Genomic DNA, 18789 nt, shown 5'->3' with positions numbered 1-18789 from the left:
CGGTGACGTTATGCGCGCGTGGCGCGCTACCAGCCTGCGGCAGCGCCGTCGCTGCGCGGATCGGATCCCGCCTCGAACAATCCATCAGGATGCCGAATGATCGCGCCTGCGTGACCCATCACTTCGTCGTACGGGGCGAGGACGTCCACGTCATGGCCGAGCGCGCGCAAGGCGTCGATGGTCTCTCCGGAGAAACGCGCTTCGAGCTTGAGCGAATCGGTCGACTGGCCCCAGGTGCGGCCGAGCAGCCAGCGCGGCGCATCGATCGCGGCCTGCGGATTCCAGCCGAATCGCGCGATGCGCGAGAACACCGCGCTTTGCGATTGCGGCTGGCCGTCGCCGCCCATGTTGCCGTAGACCATCGTGCGGCCATCGGCGAAATGAGCCAGCGCCGGATTGAGCGTGTGGAACGGACGGCGGCCCGGCATCAGCGGATTGAGCGACGACGGGGCCAGCGAGAAGCTGCAGCCGCGGTTCTGCCAGTTGATGCCGGACTCCGGCAGCACGATGCCGCTGCCGAATTCGTGATAGATGCTCTGGATGAAGCTGACAGCGACGCCGTCGCCATCGATGACACCCATCCACACCGTGTCGCCGGGACCGCGCCCACGGCCCCAGGGCGCGGCGCGCGTCATTGAGAGTCGGCTCGCCATGGTGTCCAGCGAGGCGGGATCGAGTTGCGCGACCGCGTCGATACGCATGTGATCCGGGTCCGTCACGTGTTCGTCGCGCACCTGGAAGGCGAGCTTCGTCGCCTCGACGCACGCATGCACGAACTCGGGCCCGAGCGGGTCCATGTCGTCGGTGAGCACGCGGTCCAGCACGCCCAGGATGAGCAGCGAGACGAGGCCCTGCGTCGGCGGCGGCATGTTGTAGACGGTGCCGAGCGTGTGTTTCAGCGCGAGCGGCGTGCGCTCGCGGGCGCGGTGCCGTTCGAGATCGTCCAGCGTGACGAGCGTTTCGAGCGACGACAAATCGTGTGCGATGCTGCGCGCGAGATCGCCGCGATAGAAGTCATCGAGGCCGGCATCGGCGAGGCGTTGCAGCGTCGCGGCGAGACGCGTGTTGACGAAGCGGTCGCCGGTGCGCGGCGCGTGTGCATCCGGAAGGAAGGTCTGCGCGAAGCCGGGCGCGCACGCCAGCTCGCCGCGCCTGGCCGCGATGCAGTCGGCCTGACTGCGCGTCACGGGAATACCCTGCTTCGCGTAGTGGATCGCGTCCTCCAGCAGGCGCGCAACGGGCAGGCGGCCGGCGAGCGCGTCTTGCGAGAAGCGGTGCGCGAAGTCCCAGCCGGACACCGTGCCCGCGACCGTGTTGGCTGCGAGCGGACCGCGTGCGGGAATCGCGCTCAGGCCGAGTCCGCGATACGTGTCGATGTCGGCGCGCATCGCCGCCGCGCCGCACGCCTCGATGCCGATCGGTGCATGACCGGGGCGCGAGATCAGCCAGAAGCCGTCTCCACCGATGCTGTTCATGTGCGGATACACCACCGCGATGGTCGCGGCGGCGGCGATCATTGCCTCGACCGCGTTACCGCCTTCGCGCAACACGGCGAGCGCGCTTTGCGATGCAAGCGCGTGCGGCGCGACCGCCATGCCGCGCGATCCGCGCGTGGGATTCAATGTGTTCGCCGCGATGTGCGGGTGAGTCAGAGGCATTGACGTTTCCTTGTATACATGGGAATCCATCAACGCGAGATCCGTGCCAGGCATCGGTGCAAACCCTGAGAAGGCTTGCTGCGTAAGGCCCGGCGGCCTGCATGCTAGAGCTTTGGATAACGTCTGACGATGTCGTCAGATGGTGCGCCGAGGCCGCGCTGGTGCCTCGTTGGTGACCGTTCGCCCCGTCTCGGTGCGGGCGGCGAGCAGGCGTTGCAGCGTCAGGCTGCTCACGCTGGCCTGGCTGCCGCCGATATGGCGTGAGACGAGTTCGACACTCCGCGTGGCGTCGCCGCGACGAATGGCGTCGAGAATCGAGGCGTGCTCGTCGTAGGTTTCCGCGATGCCGTCGCCATGCACGAGATCGAGCCGTCGCACGACGCGGATGCGGTCGGTGACGCGCTGCATCGTCGAGGTCAGTTCGTCGTTGCCCGCGGCGGCTACCAGTGCGTGGTGCAACGCTTCGTCCAGTTCGACGAGCTTCCGGCCGTCGGCAATGCGCCGCGCGCGCTCGACTTTCCAGATGCGGTCCAGCGCATCGAGCAGCAGATGCAGTTCGGCCTGCGGTGCGTCGCCCGCGCAAAGCTTGCGCACCGCGAAGGTTTCGATCATCTGACGCATTTCGTAGAGATCGTCGAAACGCTTGTTGTCGATCGGCACGACTTCCCAGCCGCCGCGCACGTAGCCTTGCATCAGGCCATCGCTTTGCAGGCGCTGCAGTGCTTCCCGCGCAGGCGTGCGCGAAACCGCGAAGCGTTCGGCTATCGCACCCTCGGTGAGCCGGTCCCCCGGCAGGAGGCGCATGTCGAATATTTCCGCCCGCAGCGTGTAATAGACGCGATCCGCGCGCGAAAGCGCGGCGTCCGGCGTGATGGCAGGGCGCTCGTCGGGCGTCATGTTTAGCTTGATGTCGGGCATGGCCGAAGAGCTTAACAAAGGACCGCGCGTTGCAAAAGGTCCGTGGCTTCGGGCTGGCTTCGCTTTTGGTGGGCGAGCAACCGGCGGCAAGAGCGCGTGACACGAGGGCACCCTCTTCGAGGCGCTTCGAATTCAACGGCAAGCGCTTTCATCAATTTCTCGCCGTGCCAATGAGCAAACCGATCTCGTATGCCTGTCCCTGCGCGCGCCGAGAGCCGTTCGCCGATCTTGGAAGCCGGCTTCTCGGAGCACTGGGTTTGGAAGGACGGCAAAGCGACCAGGATGGTGTCCGTGGCAGGCGACCGCCGCACCATTGCCCAGATTGCAGGTGACTATGCAGCAGCAACGGGCAAGGCGCTTCATCGGGTGCGTCGAGGCTCGATCGCGGACGGATATGCCGAACTACGGCGAATGGCGAAGGCCGGTGCTCATCCGATGGCAATGCTGCCGCTCCAGTATCTGCTGCCGATGATGTCGGGCGAAGGGACGTTGCGCGACATCGCAAATGACCAATATCCGACAGTGCGGCCGACCTCGCTCCTCGACTTCATGAAACGTCACTACGCAACCAAAGGTAGCAAGCGATGAGTGATCTGATTCAGCCGTTTCAGCTCAATGTGTCTGAGCAGGAGCTATCCGGGTGCGCGAGCGACGGCAGCGGCTGCGCTGGCCAGGCCGTGAACGACGCATCGACCTCAGCGAACATTGGAGCGTCCGCGCGGCTTCGGAAACGGCCCCCGATCGCCGCATCACTGCAAGTCATGCTGCTCGAATGCGCCTCCGCGTGGCCGATGAATCTGTTGCGCCATGGCATGGATAGCGACCATCGCCGCGGCAAAGCCCGACGCCGCGCCGACGCCGAGCGCCCAGCGTGGCCCCAGATGGTCGGCTACCCAACCCACGACCGGCGCGCCGATCGGCGTACCGCCGAGCGCGATGGCCACGCGCAGCGCCATCACCCGTCCCCGCATGGCAGGCTCGGTCGTGAGCTGCATCAGGCTGTTGGTCGCGTTGGTGAAGGTCAAGGCGGCCACACCAATGACGACTAACGCGCCAGCGAACAACCAGTAGCCCGGGGCGATGGCGGCCAGCATGCAGCCGATTCCGAAAATCGCGGCACCGATCAACAGGGACATGAACCGCGGCCGATCGCGGCCGGCGGCAAGCAGTGCTCCCGAAATAGTACCGACGGCCATGATTGACGACAGAAGGCCGTAACCACGTGCATCCGTGTGGAAGACACTGACGGCCATGGTCGAGATGAAGATCGGGAAATTCAGTCCGAACGTGCCGATCAGGAACAGCATGACGAGAATCGCCTTGAGGTCGGGTCGAGACCACACATAGCGCAATCCCCCGGTGAGACTACCCTTGGTCCGGTGTGCGCGTGCGTTCGTGTGCAGAGCGGAAACGCGCAGCAGAAACAGGGAGGCCAGCACCGCCGCAAAACTGGCGCCGTTGAGCAGAAATGTCCAGCCGGTGCCAATCGAAGCGATGACCACACCGGCCGCCGCCGGGCCGATCATCCGCGCCGCGTTGAACGAAGTTGAGTTGAGCGCGACCGCGTTCGGCAGATCCGCATCGCCGACAAGCTCGGCCACAAATGTCTGACGCACGGGGGCATCGAACGCCGAGGCGCAGCCCGACAGAAAGGCGAATACATAGACGTGCCAGAGCTGGACGATGCCAGTCACCGTGAGAAGACCGAGCATCAAGGCTAGAACGCCCAAGACGGCCTGGGTTGCCATCAGAAGCTTGCGCTGGTTGTAGTGATCGGCGGCGAATCCCGTCCAGGGCAGCAGCAGAAGCTGTGGCCCGAACTGGAGCGCCATCACGGTGCCCACGGCGGCCGCATTGTGCCGTGTGAGTTGGGTCAGCACCAGCCAGTCCTGGGCCGTACGTTGCATCCACGTGCCCACGTTCGAAACCAGCGCGCCTGCCGCCCAGATGCGGTAGTTGACGTTTCTCAGCGAACGGAAGACACCGGTTGCCGGAGGGCTCACGAATGCCCCGGTGTATTGCCGCCGTGGAAGCGGCCGAAATGTCGTGCCGTGGGCAGGCTGAGTACCAGGACGCCGAGCCCGAGCGCGATGGCGTCACTCGTGTCTCTCAGATCGAAATGTCCGACACGGCAAAGAAGCAGGTAGCCCACGACCAGATTGAGAAAACCCCAGAGCACGTTCACGGTCGACGAGGACAGCCCTTGCCCCGACGGTTTCGCGAATGGACTTTGGAACGGTTTTCCCATCAGGCCGCTGACGGAGTGCGGCACGGCGTTCGTGAGAAACGCACCGCCAAAGAACCAGGACACGAGATGAAGCCATTCCATTCTCAGACACTCCTCGTTGCCAGCAGATCGATGATGTCCTGAGCCGTGCCCGTTTCGCCGAGCTTCGGAAAGACGTTCTTGATGCTGTAGTCGTGGGCCTCGGGACGCGCGTCAGTTATGGCGTCGAGGGCTAAGGTGACGTTGAAGCCATGCTCGCGCGCCAGGCGTACGAGCATGGCGCGCGAGCGACTCACGATCCCATCAATGGGATGGATGAAGGAGGAGCCGACGATGCCTTTTTGCAGGTCAACGATGATGAGGGCCGTGTTCGGATCGAGCGTGGTGACAGCCATGCAATTTCCTCCAACGGGCTCGGAATGGCTCAGAAGTCGGCGAGTCGCTGTAGCAGTTTGACCGCAGCCATGAGTTCGCCTTGTTCCTGGGGGGACAGTTGCGCCTGGAGGGCACGGACGAGCCAGTCTTCCTTGGCAGCCCGGCTCGCCTTGATCTGTTTCCGGAAACGGGGCGTCAGGTTTATCAGCGTTTGCCGGCCATCGGCCGGGTCGGGCTCGCCACTGATAGCCCCCATCGCCTCCAGACCGGCTACCGTGACGCGCATGGACTGCGGACGCACGCTCTCTGCCCGGGCGAGAGCGGAGACGGTTGCGGCCCCGTCACGATCCAGACGAAGAAGAACCGACTTCTGGGCGGAGGTGAAGTCGCCCGGATGCGCCTGCTCGCGCAACCGTCGAATCAGTTTGCCCAGAGAAATGCGCAGCTCGCCAGCCAGAGCGGCCAACTCGGGAGTCTCGGACGTGTTTGCCTGCTTTATCATGAAGCGATGGTAGCATGTCTACAGTTTATCTGTACATATTGACTGTAGATATGCGGACCTGAACTGAGCGGGCCACCAAGTTCACTGCTCGCAGTTTGTGACCGTAAGGTGGTTCCGTTCCACCTTGAAAGCCGCCGTAGATGCTGCGGCGCGCCGACCGTCCGCAACGGGTTGATAAGAGCCCGACGCTCAAGTCGTGAAGAGCACGGTCGCCGATACCACCGGAGGAGCGAAGGCGAGTGCCAATCTCTATTCGCTCGTCGAGACGTGCAAGGCCAACGGCGTCGACGCCTACCGCTAGCTGACCGAGTTGTTCAAAGCGTTGCCTTACGCCCGAAGCGCCGATGATTACGAGGCGCTGTTGCCATGGAAGTTGGGCCAGCGTAACGGCGACACGACGGCCTAATTCGCGTCACAGTGCAGGGTTTGGTCAAAGGACCGCTTACAAGGCAACGCATGAAGATGGGGCACTGCCCGGCTGCAGCCTTCGTATGAATACCTGAACGACCTCCAGGTCGTCCGGGATTTTAGCCGCAGCCCCCTCCAGCCCGCTTTTGCAAGAGATCCACGAATGCCCGCACCTTCGCTGGCCTGAACCGGGCTGCCGGAAACACCACGTGAATACCTCCGGGTGGGAGCACCCACTGCGGCAGTACCTGTACCAGTCGGCCGGCCGCCAGGTCCTCGGCAACAGCGAAATCGGGCAGCACCGACAGCCCCGCGCCCAGGCGTACTGCCTCGCGAACCGCCAGCGTCGCGTCAAGTGAGATCGCGGGGTTGACCTCGACGCTCTGGCGCTCCCGGTCATCCAGCGAAAAACTCCAATGGATGGGGTCGCGCAACGCCTTATTCGCGACGAAGGGCAGAAGGCCGATGTCGCGGGGTTCCTTTAGCCGTGTGGCCTGCTTCTGAAACGCCGCAGCAGCCACGAGCAACTGGTTGAAGGAGCCGATCTGACGGGCCTGCACGCTCAGATCCGTCAGCCAACCGACGCGAATGGCCAGTTCCATTTGGCCTGACATCAGGTCGAGCGACTGATCGCTGAGCACCGCCTCCACTTTGCACTGCGGGTAGCACCGTGTGAACTCCGTGATGGCAGGCACCACAGCGACGATCCCATAGTCGAGCGGGGCCGTAAGCCGCAACACGCCCGAAGGCTGCGCCGACACCTCGCCCAGTTCATCGAACGCGTCGCCTGCCTCCTTGAGGATCAAGGCGCAGCGTTGATAGAAGGTCTTGCCTGCGTCGGTTGGTGCGACCTTGCGGGTCGTGCGTGTTAGCAGCGTGGTCTTGAACTCACGTTCCAAACGGGCCACGTGCTGGCTGACCACCGCCTTGGTCACGCCCAGGCGTTCGGCAGCGCGAGTAAAGCTGCCGGTTTCCACGACGGCCGCGAAGTATGCCATCCGCTTGAGATTCGCAAAGTTGCCGTGACTTAATTCGACCGGATTGTTTGCTTTTGACATACGGTCTATCTATTCCATCCGGCTTTTTCTGTCAATGCGCGACCCCTATCATGAGCGCATTCACTGAAACGGAATCAGTCATGAACAAGACGCTGTACTACGTATTTGACCCGCTGTGCGGCTGGTGCTATGGCGCGGGTGCCGCCGTGGCGGCTCTGGAAGATGTGCCGGGCCTGGAAGTGGAACTGTTGCCCAGCGGCCTGTTCTCCGGCGAAGGAGCGCGCTCGATGGACGACAGCTTCGCCGCCTATGCCTGGAGCAACGACCAGCGCATCGAGCGCCTGACGGGCCAGCCCTTCAGCGGCCGCTACCGCAGCAAAGTCCTGGCCGACCGCCAGCAAAGATTCGATAGTGGCGCCGCCACCCTGGCATTAACGGCCGTTGCCCTGATCTCGCCGCAGCGTGAACTGGAAGCCCTCAAGGCCATTCAGAAAGCCCGTTACGTCGATGGCCAGGACATCACACGACTGGAAACGCTGGACGCCGTGTTGAGGGCCATCGGTCTCGAACAGGCCGCCGCGCGCTTGACGCAAACCGATGACGAGTTGGTCGCGGCCAACCGCGCACGTTTAGCCAACGCACAGGATCTGTTGCGCCAGTTCAATGCGCGTGGAGTGCCTACCTTCATTCTGGAGACGAGCGGTCAGCGCCAGCTATTGCATTCCAGCACTGTGTTTCCCAATCCACAGGCTTTCATCGAGGAATTCGTCGCAGCCTGAGGTTTTCGTTCTTTATTTCGACTTTTACCTGAGGGCATCATGATGACACGCCGAGACTTCATTCAAACCGCTGCAGCCGCCGGCGCAGTAGCCGCTCTTTCCTCCGCAGGAGCGAACGCTCTCGCCGCCACCCCGTTGCAATGGAAGCATTTCCCCGCTGGTGAAAAAGGCTTTTTCCGCGCCCCGGTGCTGCTCTCCGGTACCAAGGAAGCCATCCTCATCGACGGCGGCTTTTCGCTGTCAGACGGCCGCGCAGTAGCCGACGCCATCAAGGCCTCCGGCAAGACACTGACCACCATCTACATCAGCCAGAGCGACCCGGACTACTACTTCAGCCTGGGCCCGATCAAGGACGCGTTCCCCGCTGCCAAGGTGATCGCCGCCTCCGACACCATCGCCGCCATCCGCGCCAACGTGCAAAAGAAGATCGACACCTGGGCTCCGCAACTCAAGGAGAACGGTCCCCAGAAGCTGGCCGATATCGTTTTCCCCGAGGCCTTCGACGGTCCGTCGCTGACGCTGGAAGGGAACGTGATCGAGGTCGTGAAGGCACAAGGCCTGGAGAACCGCCGCTACCTGTGGGTGCCGTCGCTGAACGCCGTGTTTGGTGGCGTACTGATCTTTTCAGGCCTGCATGTGTGGACGGCGGATACCCCGACGCCCGCGTCTCGCGCCGCCTGGGTCAAGAACCTCGAAGCCATCGCCGCGCGCCAGCTCGCCGCGGTTGTTCCCGGCCACCTGGCCGTCAACGGCGCACTGAACGCTTCGGCCGTGGCCTACACCCGCGAATACCTGCTGGCCTTCGAGGACGAGCTTGTCCAAGCCGCCAACGGTGATGCGCTGATCGCGGCCATGACCCGGCGCTACCCGGACGCCGGCCTTGCTCCGGCATTGCAGATCGGCGCGAAGGTAGCCAAGGGGGAAATGAAGTGGGGCTGATCTCCGGGATACAACCGTGACTACAAACCTTGACATCATCCGAGCGACCTACGAAGGCTCGTCTGAGGAGAACGGCAAGAACCTGCTTTCGGTGCTGGCCCCCGATGCCACGTGGACGGAAGCCGCAGGCTTCCCCTACGCTGGCACCTACATCGGCCCCGAGCAGATCATCTCCGGCGTGTTTCAGCGGCTGGGAACGGAATGGGATGGCTATAACGCCAAAGTCCATACCTATCTGGCCGATGGCGATCGTGTGGCCGCCTTCGGAGTCTATTCCGGCACCTACCGCAAAACCGGAAAGCCTATGTCCGCGATCTTCGCGCACCTGTACTGTCTCAAGGACGGCAAGATCTTGAGCATGGAGCAGTACGTCGACAGCCACCCCGTGCAGCAGGCGCTGCTTCCCTGACGGAGCTCGACAACCGTCAGGAGTGAATCTCTCGCCTCGCTATGCGACATCCTTGTGGAAGACGGAATGGCTGCCGTCAGTGGGGTATATGGCGGCGCAGGAAGCACACCGGGATATCAGCCATTACCTGATACACCGGTACAACTGGATACGGCCGCATCAGTTCAATGACGGACTGGCGCCGGCCGTTGCGGAAGAAAAACTCAATGCAGTGTCCGGGATCACTTGACCACTACACGCCCCCTGGACAAGCGCGAGAAGGGCGATGTGTGCGGCTCGTCTGGGACGAGATTGAAGAAAGATAGATTTAATCGCGTTTTCCAAAAAAATTACCGTTCCAATTCATTTTTTAAAAATGCAATTCAAAAAAATAAAAATCGGATATGCCCGTGTTTCCACTGAGGAACAGCATCTGGACATGCAGCTGACGGCTTTAAGAGATCATGGATGCAATATGGTCTTCTTCGACAAAGGAATCTCGGGGGCACGATTCGACCGGCCCGGCTTGCGCCAGGCATTCGAAGCCGTCGCCAGCGGGGGGGCGTTGGTGGTCTGGCGGTTGGACAGATTGGGGCGTTCGCTGCAGCACCTTGCCAGCATCATGGTCGATCTGGAGCAGCAAAAGGTGCGGCTCGTCTCTCTAAGCGAATACATCGATACCGGCTCGACAACTGGCCGCTTTACGTTCCACATGCTTGCGGCACTTGCAGAATTCGAGCGCGGGCTGATCAGTGAACGGACGCGCGCTGGAATGGCCGCTGCGCGTCAGCGGGGCAGCAGCATTGGGCGTCCGTCAGGAATGAGTGCCGCGCAACGCGAACAGGCACGTGCTCTTCTCAAGAACCATTCGGCCAACGTAGTCGCCCAGACCTTCAACGTCCACCGGAGCACACTGCAGCGCCATTTGCGAAAGCCCGATTGAGGGCGGTTCCGAAGCCTCGCGGAGTGGTGCCCCGGGGCAGAATGGATGTCGGTGTGCCAGAAAGCAAAGCGACCGAGGGTCGCTGTACATGCTGTAGCCGTGGTGACCCTGTCCACACCGTGCGGCTCTGGCAGCGACGCTAACCCGCGCCAGGCCAGCCCTCGCCTCACGGAAAGTCATACTGCCTTATCCGACGGCCCGGTTTTGCTCGGCCTCCTCTACGTTCCAGCTTCGAGCCGCGCGGTATTTCGGTGAGCCGCGCACGCTCACTGCGGATACGGTCGTTGCGGTGCTCGACGTCGTCGGGTCGGACGGCAGTGACCGGGAATTCGCGAGGCGGGAAGTCACGTGGGGCGAAATACGCTTCGATGCCTTTGAATCCTTCACGCTTCGCATCGACGCGGCGCTGCCTGTGTCGGCGCTCGAGTGCCGCATCTATTCGACGGGTGCGTGCGAACTCGAAGCGCCGTCGGTCCTGCGGATGGACCGGGAGGAGGCCGGCGAAAACGTGCTGGAATTGAGATTGACCACGATGTCGGGTTGATGCGTGTTTCTCTGCAAGGCGGCGGAGTCCCTCTGCATTCGCCGCCGCATTCGCTCAGCTGCGGCGATCGTCGTGCGCCATCATCAGCGCGCGCATCTGTGTCCACATGCCGAAATAATGAACGATAAAGCTGCGTGGGCCGCGCATGAACCACGGCGTATTGAGCAGCAGCGGGCTGTCGATCAGGTCTTCGTCCAGCAGGTTGTGCTGACGCATCACTTCGATGAAATAGAACTGGTCGCCGTTTCCGGTATAGACGCCTGAGCGGTCGGGCAGCGCGGCGATGCGCTGCATCAGCGCAGTGAGCATCGCGAGATTGGCGTCGGTACGCCGGAAGCCCATTACGCCGGCATTGAAGGGCCACTGCCCAATGTCTTTCGCGAGCCATTGCGTGCGTTCGGCGAGCAGAGGTTCGAGCGGCTGGTCGTGGTCGGCAATGAGTACGTCCGCATCCACCCAGACCACCCATTCATGGTGTGCCAGATAGGCATGCAGCAGCCACGGCTTGAGCCAGTTGCCCGTGCCCGGCAGCCCCACCTCCTGCGGCATGTCGCGATGCACGTACAGCGTATAGCCGTGACGCTCGCAGTAGCGCCTGAAGCTGTCTTCGGCAATCCGTCCGTAGCAGGCGATATCGGGCGTGTAGAGCGTGACGAGTGCGACGCGATGGCCGGGCTGGAACGTGCTGCGCTCGGGCATGGGCGCGATGTCGCCGGGCAGGGCAGCGGCATCGAACAACGCCTCGCCGCGCAGCTGGCAATGATTGATGTGGCCGAACAGGGCGTCGCGAAACCTCGGCACGATGCCGAGCTCGGGCGGCGAGTGCATCGCAGCGTCCAGACTGATCGCGAACGCCGGCACCACGCTCCAGCGCGGATCGACATTCGGCCCCGCCGGCATGACCGCATACACGCCGTCGATGGTTTCGTACCACGGTAACGCGGGCACGGCGTCGAGCAGCTGGCTCTCGCTGACGAAGGCTTCGCCGCCCAGCCGGCATTGTGCCGCGAGCCCGCGCACGCACGCGCGGGCCGCGGGCGTATTGCGCCATACCTGCACGTTGTGCTGCACGCAGTCAGGGGACGTGGCCACGAGCAGACGGTCCCGGCCCTCCATCAGGCGGGATAGCGCAACGGGCCAGACGACGGCGGCGTTCTCCGTGAGCAGCAGCACGAGGTGGTTTTCTGCTGCCGCGTCCAGCGCGGCCAGCAGGCATTCGTAGCGGTGCAGCGCCTGAAGCTGCGGCCCCCTCGGACCGCTGCTCATGTCGATCCAGCAATGCCGGTAGCCGTGCGCGAATGCGTAGTGCCGGTGATTCTCGAGACTCGCCGGTGCGGCTTCCGCGAAGCACGAAATGACGGTGACTTCGGCGGAACCCGCGTGGGCGGGTTGGGGAACGGGCACTGGCGGGGGGCGCATCGACATGGGTCAGGCGCGCCCCATGCCCGTGCGTGCGCGACCGGACCACGTGTCGGCCACGAGCGGGTAGATCAGCCCGGCGACGATGGCGCCGGCGAGCGGCGCGGTCCAGAACAGCCAGAGCTGGTCGAGTGCGGCGGGACCGGCAAAGAGCGCAGGCGCGGTTGAACGGGCGGGGTTGACGGAGGTGTTCGTCACAGGGATCGACACGAGGTGAATCAGCGTGAGGCACAGCCCGATGGCGATGGGCGCGAACGGGCCGGCGCCGCGAGCGTCCGTGGCGCCGAGAATGACGAACAGAAAGAACGCGGTCATGACCCCCTCGCAGAGGAACGCTGCGGCCATGGAGAAATGCCCCGGCGAGCGGTCGCCGTATCCGTTCGACGCAAAGCCGCTTGCTACCGCGTCGAAGCCGGGGTGACCCGATGCAATGAACCACAGCACCGCCGCGCCAAGCACGGCGCCCACGAGCTGGGCGCCGACGTAGGGCAGCAGATCGCGCACCGGAAAGCGGCCCGCCACGCACAGTCCCACACTGACGGCGGGATTCAGGTGGCAGCCGGATATATGGCCGATGGCGAAGGCCATGGTCAGCACGGTCAGTCCAAATGCCAGCGACACGCCGGCAAATCCGATGCCGAGTCCTGGAAAGGCTGCCGCCAATACCGCGCTGCCACAGCCGCCGAACACAAGCCAGAAGGTGCCGAATAGTTCTGCTGCAAGACGTCGGGATAACGGCATGTCGTTCTCCTTTGGGGTTGAGGGAGTGTTGCTGCGTGTTTGGTCGGTGATCAGTCGCCGCCCACGCGTTGCGTCGTGCCGGCATGGGGTTGCAGTGCGCGCTTGACGGTGCGCGGGTGCACGTTGAAACGGCGCGCCACTTCCCCGATAGGTGTGGTTTCCAGCAGCGCGATGGCCTGGCTGCGCTGGGCATCCGTGAGCGACGGCTTGCGGCCTATCGTGCGGCCCCGTGCGCGCGCCGCGAGAATGCCCGCGCGGGTTCGCTCGCTGATCAGGTGGTGCTCGAATTCAGAGAGAGCCGCCATCATGTGGAACATCAGCACTCCGCCTGCAGAAGTTGTATCAATCGATTCGGATAACGAAACAAATCCGATGCCGTGACGCCCGAGCCAGGCGATGAGGTCAATGAGCTTGCCGATCGAGCGGCCAAGCCGGTCGAGCCTCCAGACCACGAGTGAGTCGCCTGCGGAAAGCTTCGCGAGGGCACGGTCGAGCCCTGGACGGCTGAAGTCGGTCCCCGACACACCGCGGTCGGTAAACAACGTATCGCAACCCGCCCGCCGCAAGGCGTCCTGCTGGAGGGCAAGATTCTGCTCCTCGGTGGATACACGCGCGTAGCCCGCCTTCATGATAGCCCCCACGAATACAGAAAGCTTGCAGCGGACGAACACGAATCGAAGGACAGATGCGGAGAACACGTCAGCCCTGAAAACGCACATTGCACAAGTGATGGATAAGCGACTGGAGGGGGCGGACCTTTGCCGCAACCCTGCGACGAAACCGTCATTAGGTCTCCTTGTGGAAAGTATTGCCGCTTACAGGGCAATTGTCAGACATTGCAAGATGGCCTGCATTCTACTGGACAAAAAGGTTCCTTTTTGTCCACCCCTTCCAGCGCTCAACAGGCTCCTTATTCCACGGGCCTTTGAGCCGCATCAGGATTTTTTTTACCAATTTGGCACAAAGGAACCTTTTTGCACCACTCAAAGAGCATCAATGCAGTGCTTCAAATACAACCCTGATTACAGGTGATGCTGGTTTGGAGAAAAAGATGAACGACATGGATGTGGCAGCGGAGGTGTTCGGTGCGATGCGCGATGCACGCGTGTTGCTGCGTCGCGAACCGGTGCGCAGCATCGTCGGCGGCGATGCCGTTCTGTATTGCGAATGTCTTTCCACGGTAATCAATTCCCATGGGCGTCAGTTGCGTCCGGTCCAGTTCATTCCGTCGCTTGAGCGTCTCCAGCTCATTGGCGCCTTTGACCGGCACGTGTTCAGACAGGCCATTACGCTGCTGCGATCCATGCCTGAAGTCCGGCTGGGCATCAACGTCTCGGCCCAGAGTGCGGTGGCCGACATCGCATGGGAAGCCATGCTTCATCTGGTTGAGCGCGCCCCGGACGTTGCCACGCGGCTCGTTGTGGAAATCACCGAAACCGCGCCGCTGGACGCCGGGCAGGGCCGGCGCTTCGCACAACGCCTCCGGCAGGCCGGCTGTCGTGTGGCGATCGACGATTTCGGCGTGGGCTATGGCGTCGAGACAGCCATCCGTATCCAGACACCGGACATCATCAAGATCGATGGGTCATTCGTTGCCGCCGCGCGGCGCGGCGAAACCTACCTGGCGCGTCTCGCGCGCCTTGTGCGGCTCGCATCCGAACTGGCCGGGGAAGTGGTCGTGGAAGGAGTCGAGCAGCAGGATGACCTGACGCATGCGCGCGAATGCGGCGCGAAATGGGCGCAGGGCCGTCTGCTTGATGAGTCACAGGCCAGCGTGAAGCAGGGTCATGTGGACAGGACGGCAACAGCCGGGCAAGCGGGCGGGGAGATCTGACATGGGTGCATCGACACGAACGATGGCTTCACGTGAATGGAAGTCAATTCAGTTATCCGAAACGTATAGCCGGGCCGACCTGGGGGTCCGAACGCTGGCCACCGTGCTGGCCGGAATTTCCTCTTTGGCGAACAGTGGCACCGGGCAGTCGGGAGCCGACCGGGACGGGCTGCGGACTCGGGTGGAGTGGTTCCGGAGGTCGGTACACGCGCTGATCGCCGAATACGTCGTCGAGCATTACGAGCTTGTGGTCAGCGCATATGACGTTGGTCTTTCATCCGGGCTTTATGGGCCGGAGGCTGCGACAACGCAGGTGTACCGGCGATGCTACGAGGTACACGTCGCCGTTGACCCACAGGGCGCTTGCAACGTCGCCTCACTGATTGACCATCTCGTCGAGGTGGGTTGTGTTCACGGGCGAGGTATGCGTGCCATGGTTCATGGAGAACTAGCGGAAGGGAGCTGATCTCTCTGTCAGGCATGCGTGATCCTAATTATGCATGGCTGATCCGGTTGGGGTGAAAAGAACAAGAAGGCACATTAACCAGGTCAGATATGCATGAACACAATTTATCTGCGGTGCGGAGGGGGCGCCGTCAGAAGCCGCGATTCCACCATTAGGCACCGATGCAATGGCCCCAGCGACGGCCCGTTTGTTCCAGACTCGATATATCCGTGTTTGCTGGATTCGTAATTTATTTGTTTCGGTATTCAAGATTGTGAAGATCGGTGAGTCAGAATTTATTTAATAAGAATGAATTTTGAGTAAAAATAATTTGTACTACTGAATTAAAAATTCAGAACTTGCTGCAGCCTTAAAATGTTGAGGGGGGAGAGGTGAATAAAGTATTCAGAACGATTTGGAGCGAATCCGCAGGTGCGTGGGTCGCTGTTTCGGAGCTTCAGGCCTCTCATGGAAAGGGCTGCAAATCCAGCGCCAGCAAACTGGTGGTCGGGGCGATCTTGTTGGGCTCGATTCATTCAGTTCATGCTGGCGTTTATACGTTCAGTAGTGGATCCGCGTGTAATACAGTCGCAGGGTCCATGCCTGATGGAACGACGTATCCAGCGGGTACAGCACCTGTCGATGGAAATGGGGCTTACTCGAACGTCGCGGGATGCAGCGCTAACGGGGGGAATTTTAAGGGTGTTACGCTCTTTGGTTCTTTCGCAACTGCTGCGAACTCCGGGGCTGTTGCATTAGGGTTTGCTTCGTATGCAAATCTATATGCAACGGCGACCGGCCCAAATGCCACTGCGTCGGGAAACTATGCTGTTGCGATGGGCCACGACGCTTTGGGGGCGGGTGATTACTCGAGTGCGATTGGCTCAAATTCGACAGCGTCCGCGCAAAATGCGACAGCTCTTGGCAGTTCATCGACTGCTAGCGGGCAGGCTTCGGTTGCTATTGGCTCCAGTTCGACCGCAAGCGCAACTAACGCGAGTGCAATTGGGGTATCGACGACCGCTTCGGCGAATGGCGCGCTTGCTATCGGCGTTTCGACCACGGCAAGTGCGACTTCGTCGATTGCGATGGGTAGCGGCAGCATAGTTGCGTCAGGCGCTGGTTTAGGGGCAACAGCTATTGGCTACAACTCGACGGTATCAAGTGGCACAGGGGCGGTGGCCATCGGGAATACACAAACTGCCTCAGGGAATGGGGCCGTAGCTATTGGTGATCCGAACTCGGCAACTGGGACTGGTGCGGTAGCGGTGGGGGCCAATAACACGTCGTCTGGTCAGGGCGCTGTTGCAATTGGCAATTCGAATGTGGCTACGGGGACCGGATCAGCAAGTCTTGGAAACGCGTCTACAGCAGCCGGAGGCGGTTCGGTCGCACTGGGGTCTGGCGCGACGGCGAGCAATGCGAATGATGTGGCATTGGGATCAGGTTCGGTGACTGCATCGGCCAACCCGACTTCGACCGGTACCATTGGCGGTGTCACGTATAGCTACGCTGGGACGAATCCATCGAGCGTGGTGAGCGTTGGCGCGGCTGGAGCAGAGCGTCAGATCACGAACGTGGCAGCTGGCCAGATCACTGCGACAAGTACCGACGCGGTCAACGGCAGCCAGCTGTATGCGACGAACCAGGCGGTCGGTAGCCTGTCGACCTCGACATCGACCGGCATCAGCTCGCTGTCCACAGGTGTGAGTTCGCTTTCGACGTCCACGTCGACCACGGCCAGTTCGCTTTCCACGGGAGTCAGTTCGCTCTCGACGGGGCTGTCGAGCACGAACAGTAGTGTGACGTCGCTTTCGACGTCCACCTCGACCACGGCGAGTTCACTCTCCACAGGCGTGAGTTCACTGTCCACGTCGACTTCCACGGCCGCCAGTTCGCTTTCCACCGGCGTGAGTTCGCTCTCGACGGGGCTGTCGAGCACGAACAGCAGTGTGACGTCACTCTCGACGTCCACCTCGACCACGGCGAGTTCACTGTCCACGGGCGTGAGTTCACTGTCCACGTCGACTTCCACGGCCGCCAGTTCGCTTTCCACTGGCGTGAGTTCGCTCTCGACGGGGCTGTCGACGGCGACCAGCAGCATCGCGTCGCTGTCCACCTCGACGTCGACCACGGCCAGTTCGCTTTCGACGGGACTCTCGACCACGACGAGTTCGGTGACGTCGCTCTCGACGTCGAGCTCGACGGCAACGACTTCGCTGTCGACCGCGATTTCGGCGAGCAAGACGCACTACTACAGCGTCAACGATAACGGCACGCAGCAGGCCAACTACAACAACGATGGCGCCACGGGTGCGAACTCGATGGCCGCGGGCGTGGCCGCGTCGGCGTCCGGTGCGAACGCTACCGCTGTAGGTTTTGGTGCAAATGCACTGGCCGCTTCGACGGTGGCGATCGGCGACAGCAGCACCGCTTCGTCGTCGGCTGGGGTGGGTTCGGTGGCGATGGGTTCGCAGTCGCTGGCCACGGGCGGCAGTGCGGTGGCGATCGGTAACCAGCAGACCGCGAGCGGCAATGGCGCGGTGGCGATCGGCGATCCGAATTCGGCCACCGGCACAGGCGCGGTGGCGCTGGGCGCGAACAACGCGGCCAGCGGCAACGGCGCACTCGCCATCGGGGACTCCAACACGGCGAGTGCTCAGGGGGCGGTGGCGCTCGGCGAAGCCAACATGGCCGCCGGCACGGGCGCGGTGTCCATAGGGAACGCTTCGACTGCAGCCAGTACGGGCGGCGTAGCGCTGGGTTCGTCGGCCACCGCCGCCAATCCGGACGATGTTGCGCTGGGATCGGGTTCGGTGACGGGCTCACCAGCGGCCACCTCGGGCACCACGATCGGCGGCAAGTTCTACTCGTTTGCTGGCACAGCGCCAACCAGCGTGGTCAGCGTAGGTAGCCCGGGCAACGAGCGCCAGATCTCCAACGTGGCCGCAGGTCGCGTAGCCGCGTCAAGCACAGATGCAATCAACGGCTCCCAGCTGTATGCCACGAACCAGGCGGTGAATTCGCTGTCGACGTCCACGTCCACCACGGCAAGCTCGCTTTCCACGGGTCTGTCGACGGCGACCAGCAACATCGCATCGCTGTCCACCTCGACGTCGACCACGGCAAGCTCGCTTTCGACCGGTCTCTCCAGCACGAACAGCTCGGTGACGTCGCTCTCGACGTCGAGCTCGACCACCGCCAGTTCACTGTCCACAGGCGTGAGTTCGCTTTCGACTGGCGTCAGCTCGCTCTCAACGGGTCTGTCGAGTACGAACAGCAGCGTGACATCGCTCTCAACGTCTACCTCGACTACCGCCAGTTCGCTGTCCACGGGGTTGTCGACGGCGACCAGCAATATCGCATCGCTCTCCACCTCCACCTCGACCGCGGCAAGCTCGCTCTCCACCGGCCTTTCGACCACGAACAGCTCGGTGACGTCGCTCTCGACATCGAGTTCGACAGCAACGACTTCGCTCTCCACGGCGATCTCGGCGAGCAGGACGCACTACTACAGCGTCAACGACAACGGCACGCAGCAGGCCAACTACAACAACGACGGGGCCACGGGCGTGAACGCGCTCGCCGCAGGCACGGGTGCGACGGCAGCGGGGGCGGCCGGTGTAGCTGTGGGCAACAACGCGAACGCGGCGGGGGCGGATGCCGTGGCA

18 protein-coding genes and 4 pseudogenes are annotated in these 18789 nt (G+C 62.6%); 11 read left to right on the top strand and 11 right to left on the bottom strand.

What is annotated here, in order from left to right:
- Window positions 1-26: 26 nt before the first annotated feature.
- Both PXJ20_RS20830 and PXJ20_RS20825 read right to left on the bottom strand, forming a co-directional pair.
- Window positions 27-1658, bottom strand: coding sequence for a gamma-glutamyltransferase family protein (locus tag PXJ20_RS20830; protein ID WP_421031024.1), 1632 nt, complete (start codon window positions 1656-1658; stop codon window positions 27-29).
- 135 nt (window positions 1659-1793) lie between these two features.
- Window positions 1794-2576 (bottom strand): GntR family transcriptional regulator, encoded by a 783-nt coding sequence (locus tag PXJ20_RS20825; RefSeq protein WP_421031023.1) that lies wholly within the window; start codon window positions 2574-2576, stop codon window positions 1794-1796.
- Window positions 2577-2765: 189 nt separating this feature from the next.
- Here PXJ20_RS20825 and PXJ20_RS20820 point away from each other — a divergent pair, with 189 nt between their 5' ends.
- Window positions 2766-3164 (top strand): hypothetical protein, encoded by a 399-nt coding sequence (locus PXJ20_RS20820; RefSeq protein ID WP_413214398.1) that lies wholly within the window; start codon window positions 2766-2768, stop codon window positions 3162-3164.
- A gap of 161 nt (window positions 3165-3325) precedes the next feature.
- Here the strand turns inward: PXJ20_RS20820 and PXJ20_RS20815 are convergent, their stop codons facing one another.
- The 4 genes from PXJ20_RS20815 to PXJ20_RS20800 are packed head-to-tail and all read right to left on the bottom strand — an operon-like array spanning window position 3326 to window position 5680.
- Window positions 3326-4579 carry an MFS transporter gene (locus PXJ20_RS20815; protein ID WP_126876376.1) on the bottom strand — a complete coding sequence of 418 codons (1254 nt, stop codon included), beginning with the start codon at window positions 4577-4579 and terminating at the stop codon, window positions 3326-3328.
- Window positions 4576-4905 carry a hypothetical protein gene (locus tag PXJ20_RS20810; RefSeq protein WP_413214400.1) on the bottom strand — a complete coding sequence of 110 codons (330 nt, stop codon included), beginning with the start codon at window positions 4903-4905 and terminating at the stop codon, window positions 4576-4578. The genes PXJ20_RS20815 and PXJ20_RS20810 overlap by 4 nt, the downstream gene beginning before the upstream one ends.
- A gap of 2 nt (window positions 4906-4907) precedes the next feature.
- Window positions 4908-5198 (bottom strand): hypothetical protein, encoded by a 291-nt coding sequence (locus tag PXJ20_RS20805; RefSeq protein ID WP_421031022.1) that lies wholly within the window; start codon window positions 5196-5198, stop codon window positions 4908-4910.
- A 29-nt stretch (window positions 5199-5227) separates the two neighbouring features.
- Complete coding sequence (locus PXJ20_RS20800) at window positions 5228-5680, bottom strand: MarR family winged helix-turn-helix transcriptional regulator (RefSeq protein ID WP_413214402.1); 453 nt, start codon at window positions 5678-5680, stop codon at window positions 5228-5230.
- Window positions 5681-5891: 211 nt separating this feature from the next.
- On the opposite strand from PXJ20_RS20800, the pseudogene PXJ20_RS20795 reads away from it, so the two are divergent.
- Window positions 5892-6086 (top strand): annotated as a pseudogene (locus PXJ20_RS20795) (transposase domain-containing protein); the annotation flags it as partial.
- A gap of 121 nt (window positions 6087-6207) precedes the next feature.
- Here the strand turns inward: PXJ20_RS20795 and PXJ20_RS20790 are convergent.
- Window positions 6208-7146, bottom strand: coding sequence for a LysR family transcriptional regulator (locus PXJ20_RS20790; protein WP_421031021.1), 939 nt, complete (start codon window positions 7144-7146; stop codon window positions 6208-6210).
- A gap of 80 nt (window positions 7147-7226) precedes the next feature.
- Here PXJ20_RS20790 and PXJ20_RS20785 point away from each other — a divergent pair, with 80 nt between their 5' ends.
- The 6 genes and pseudogenes from PXJ20_RS20785 to PXJ20_RS20760 all read left to right on the top strand — a co-directional run bounded on the left by PXJ20_RS20785 (window position 7227) and on the right by PXJ20_RS20760 (window position 10679).
- Window positions 7227-7865, top strand: coding sequence for a DsbA family protein (locus tag PXJ20_RS20785; RefSeq protein WP_421031020.1), 639 nt, complete (start codon window positions 7227-7229; stop codon window positions 7863-7865).
- A gap of 39 nt (window positions 7866-7904) precedes the next feature.
- Window positions 7905-8804 carry a twin-arginine translocation signal domain-containing protein gene (locus tag PXJ20_RS20780; protein ID WP_421031019.1) on the top strand — a complete coding sequence of 300 codons (900 nt, stop codon included), beginning with the start codon at window positions 7905-7907 and terminating at the stop codon, window positions 8802-8804.
- Window positions 8805-8820: 16 nt separating this feature from the next.
- Window positions 8821-9213 (top strand): nuclear transport factor 2 family protein, encoded by a 393-nt coding sequence (locus PXJ20_RS20775; protein ID WP_421031018.1) that lies wholly within the window; start codon window positions 8821-8823, stop codon window positions 9211-9213.
- Between the two features lie 58 nt (window positions 9214-9271).
- Window positions 9272-9442: pseudogene (locus PXJ20_RS20770) on the top strand (IS3 family transposase); the annotation flags it as partial.
- Between the two features lie 126 nt (window positions 9443-9568).
- Complete coding sequence (locus tag PXJ20_RS20765) at window positions 9569-10135, top strand: recombinase family protein (protein ID WP_017777581.1); 567 nt, start codon at window positions 9569-9571, stop codon at window positions 10133-10135.
- A gap of 289 nt (window positions 10136-10424) precedes the next feature.
- Window positions 10425-10679, top strand: a complete 255-nt coding sequence (locus PXJ20_RS20760) for a hypothetical protein (protein ID WP_421031017.1) — start codon at window positions 10425-10427, stop codon at window positions 10677-10679.
- Between the two features lie 54 nt (window positions 10680-10733).
- On the opposite strand, the gene PXJ20_RS20755 is transcribed toward PXJ20_RS20760, so the two are convergent.
- From PXJ20_RS20755 to PXJ20_RS20745, 3 genes are read right to left on the bottom strand one after another with little or no spacing between them, the layout of a single operon-like run.
- On the bottom strand, window positions 10734-12098 hold the full coding sequence (locus tag PXJ20_RS20755) for a galactosyl transferase GMA12/MNN10 domain protein (protein ID WP_421057436.1): 1365 nt from the start codon (window positions 12096-12098) through the stop codon (window positions 10734-10736).
- 9 nt (window positions 12099-12107) lie between these two features.
- Window positions 12108-12839 (bottom strand): aquaporin Z, encoded by a 732-nt coding sequence (aqpZ, locus tag PXJ20_RS20750; RefSeq protein ID WP_421032585.1) that lies wholly within the window; start codon window positions 12837-12839, stop codon window positions 12108-12110.
- Between the two features lie 50 nt (window positions 12840-12889).
- Window positions 12890-13468 carry a recombinase family protein gene (locus tag PXJ20_RS20745; RefSeq protein ID WP_413215902.1) on the bottom strand — a complete coding sequence of 193 codons (579 nt, stop codon included), beginning with the start codon at window positions 13466-13468 and terminating at the stop codon, window positions 12890-12892.
- A 422-nt stretch (window positions 13469-13890) separates the two neighbouring features.
- On the opposite strand from PXJ20_RS20745, the gene PXJ20_RS20740 reads away from it, so the two are divergent.
- Both PXJ20_RS20740 and PXJ20_RS20735 read left to right on the top strand, forming a co-directional pair.
- Complete coding sequence (locus PXJ20_RS20740; protein ID WP_421032584.1) at window positions 13891-14673, top strand: EAL domain-containing protein; 783 nt, start codon at window positions 13891-13893, stop codon at window positions 14671-14673.
- Window positions 14674-15510: 837 nt separating this feature from the next.
- Window positions 15511-16758: pseudogene (locus PXJ20_RS20735) on the top strand (ESPR-type extended signal peptide-containing protein); the annotation flags it as partial.
- Here PXJ20_RS20735 and PXJ20_RS20730 read toward each other — a convergent pair.
- Window positions 16683-17363 (bottom strand): hypothetical protein, encoded by a 681-nt coding sequence (locus tag PXJ20_RS20730; RefSeq protein WP_421057435.1) that lies wholly within the window; start codon window positions 17361-17363, stop codon window positions 16683-16685. The pseudogene PXJ20_RS20735 and the gene PXJ20_RS20730 sit on opposite strands and share 76 nt — an antisense overlap.
- Here PXJ20_RS20730 and PXJ20_RS20725 point away from each other — a divergent pair.
- Window positions 17296-18789: pseudogene (locus PXJ20_RS20725) on the top strand (hypothetical protein); the annotation flags it as partial. The gene PXJ20_RS20730 and the pseudogene PXJ20_RS20725 sit on opposite strands and share 68 nt — an antisense overlap.

The sequence above is a fragment of the Paraburkholderia sp. A1RI_3L genome (genome assembly GCF_048957895.1).
Lineage (GTDB): Bacteria > Pseudomonadota > Gammaproteobacteria > Burkholderiales > Burkholderiaceae > Paraburkholderia > Paraburkholderia kururiensis.
Note: the sequence above shows the minus strand (reverse complement) of the source record. Positions and strands in the feature narration are given on the sequence as shown.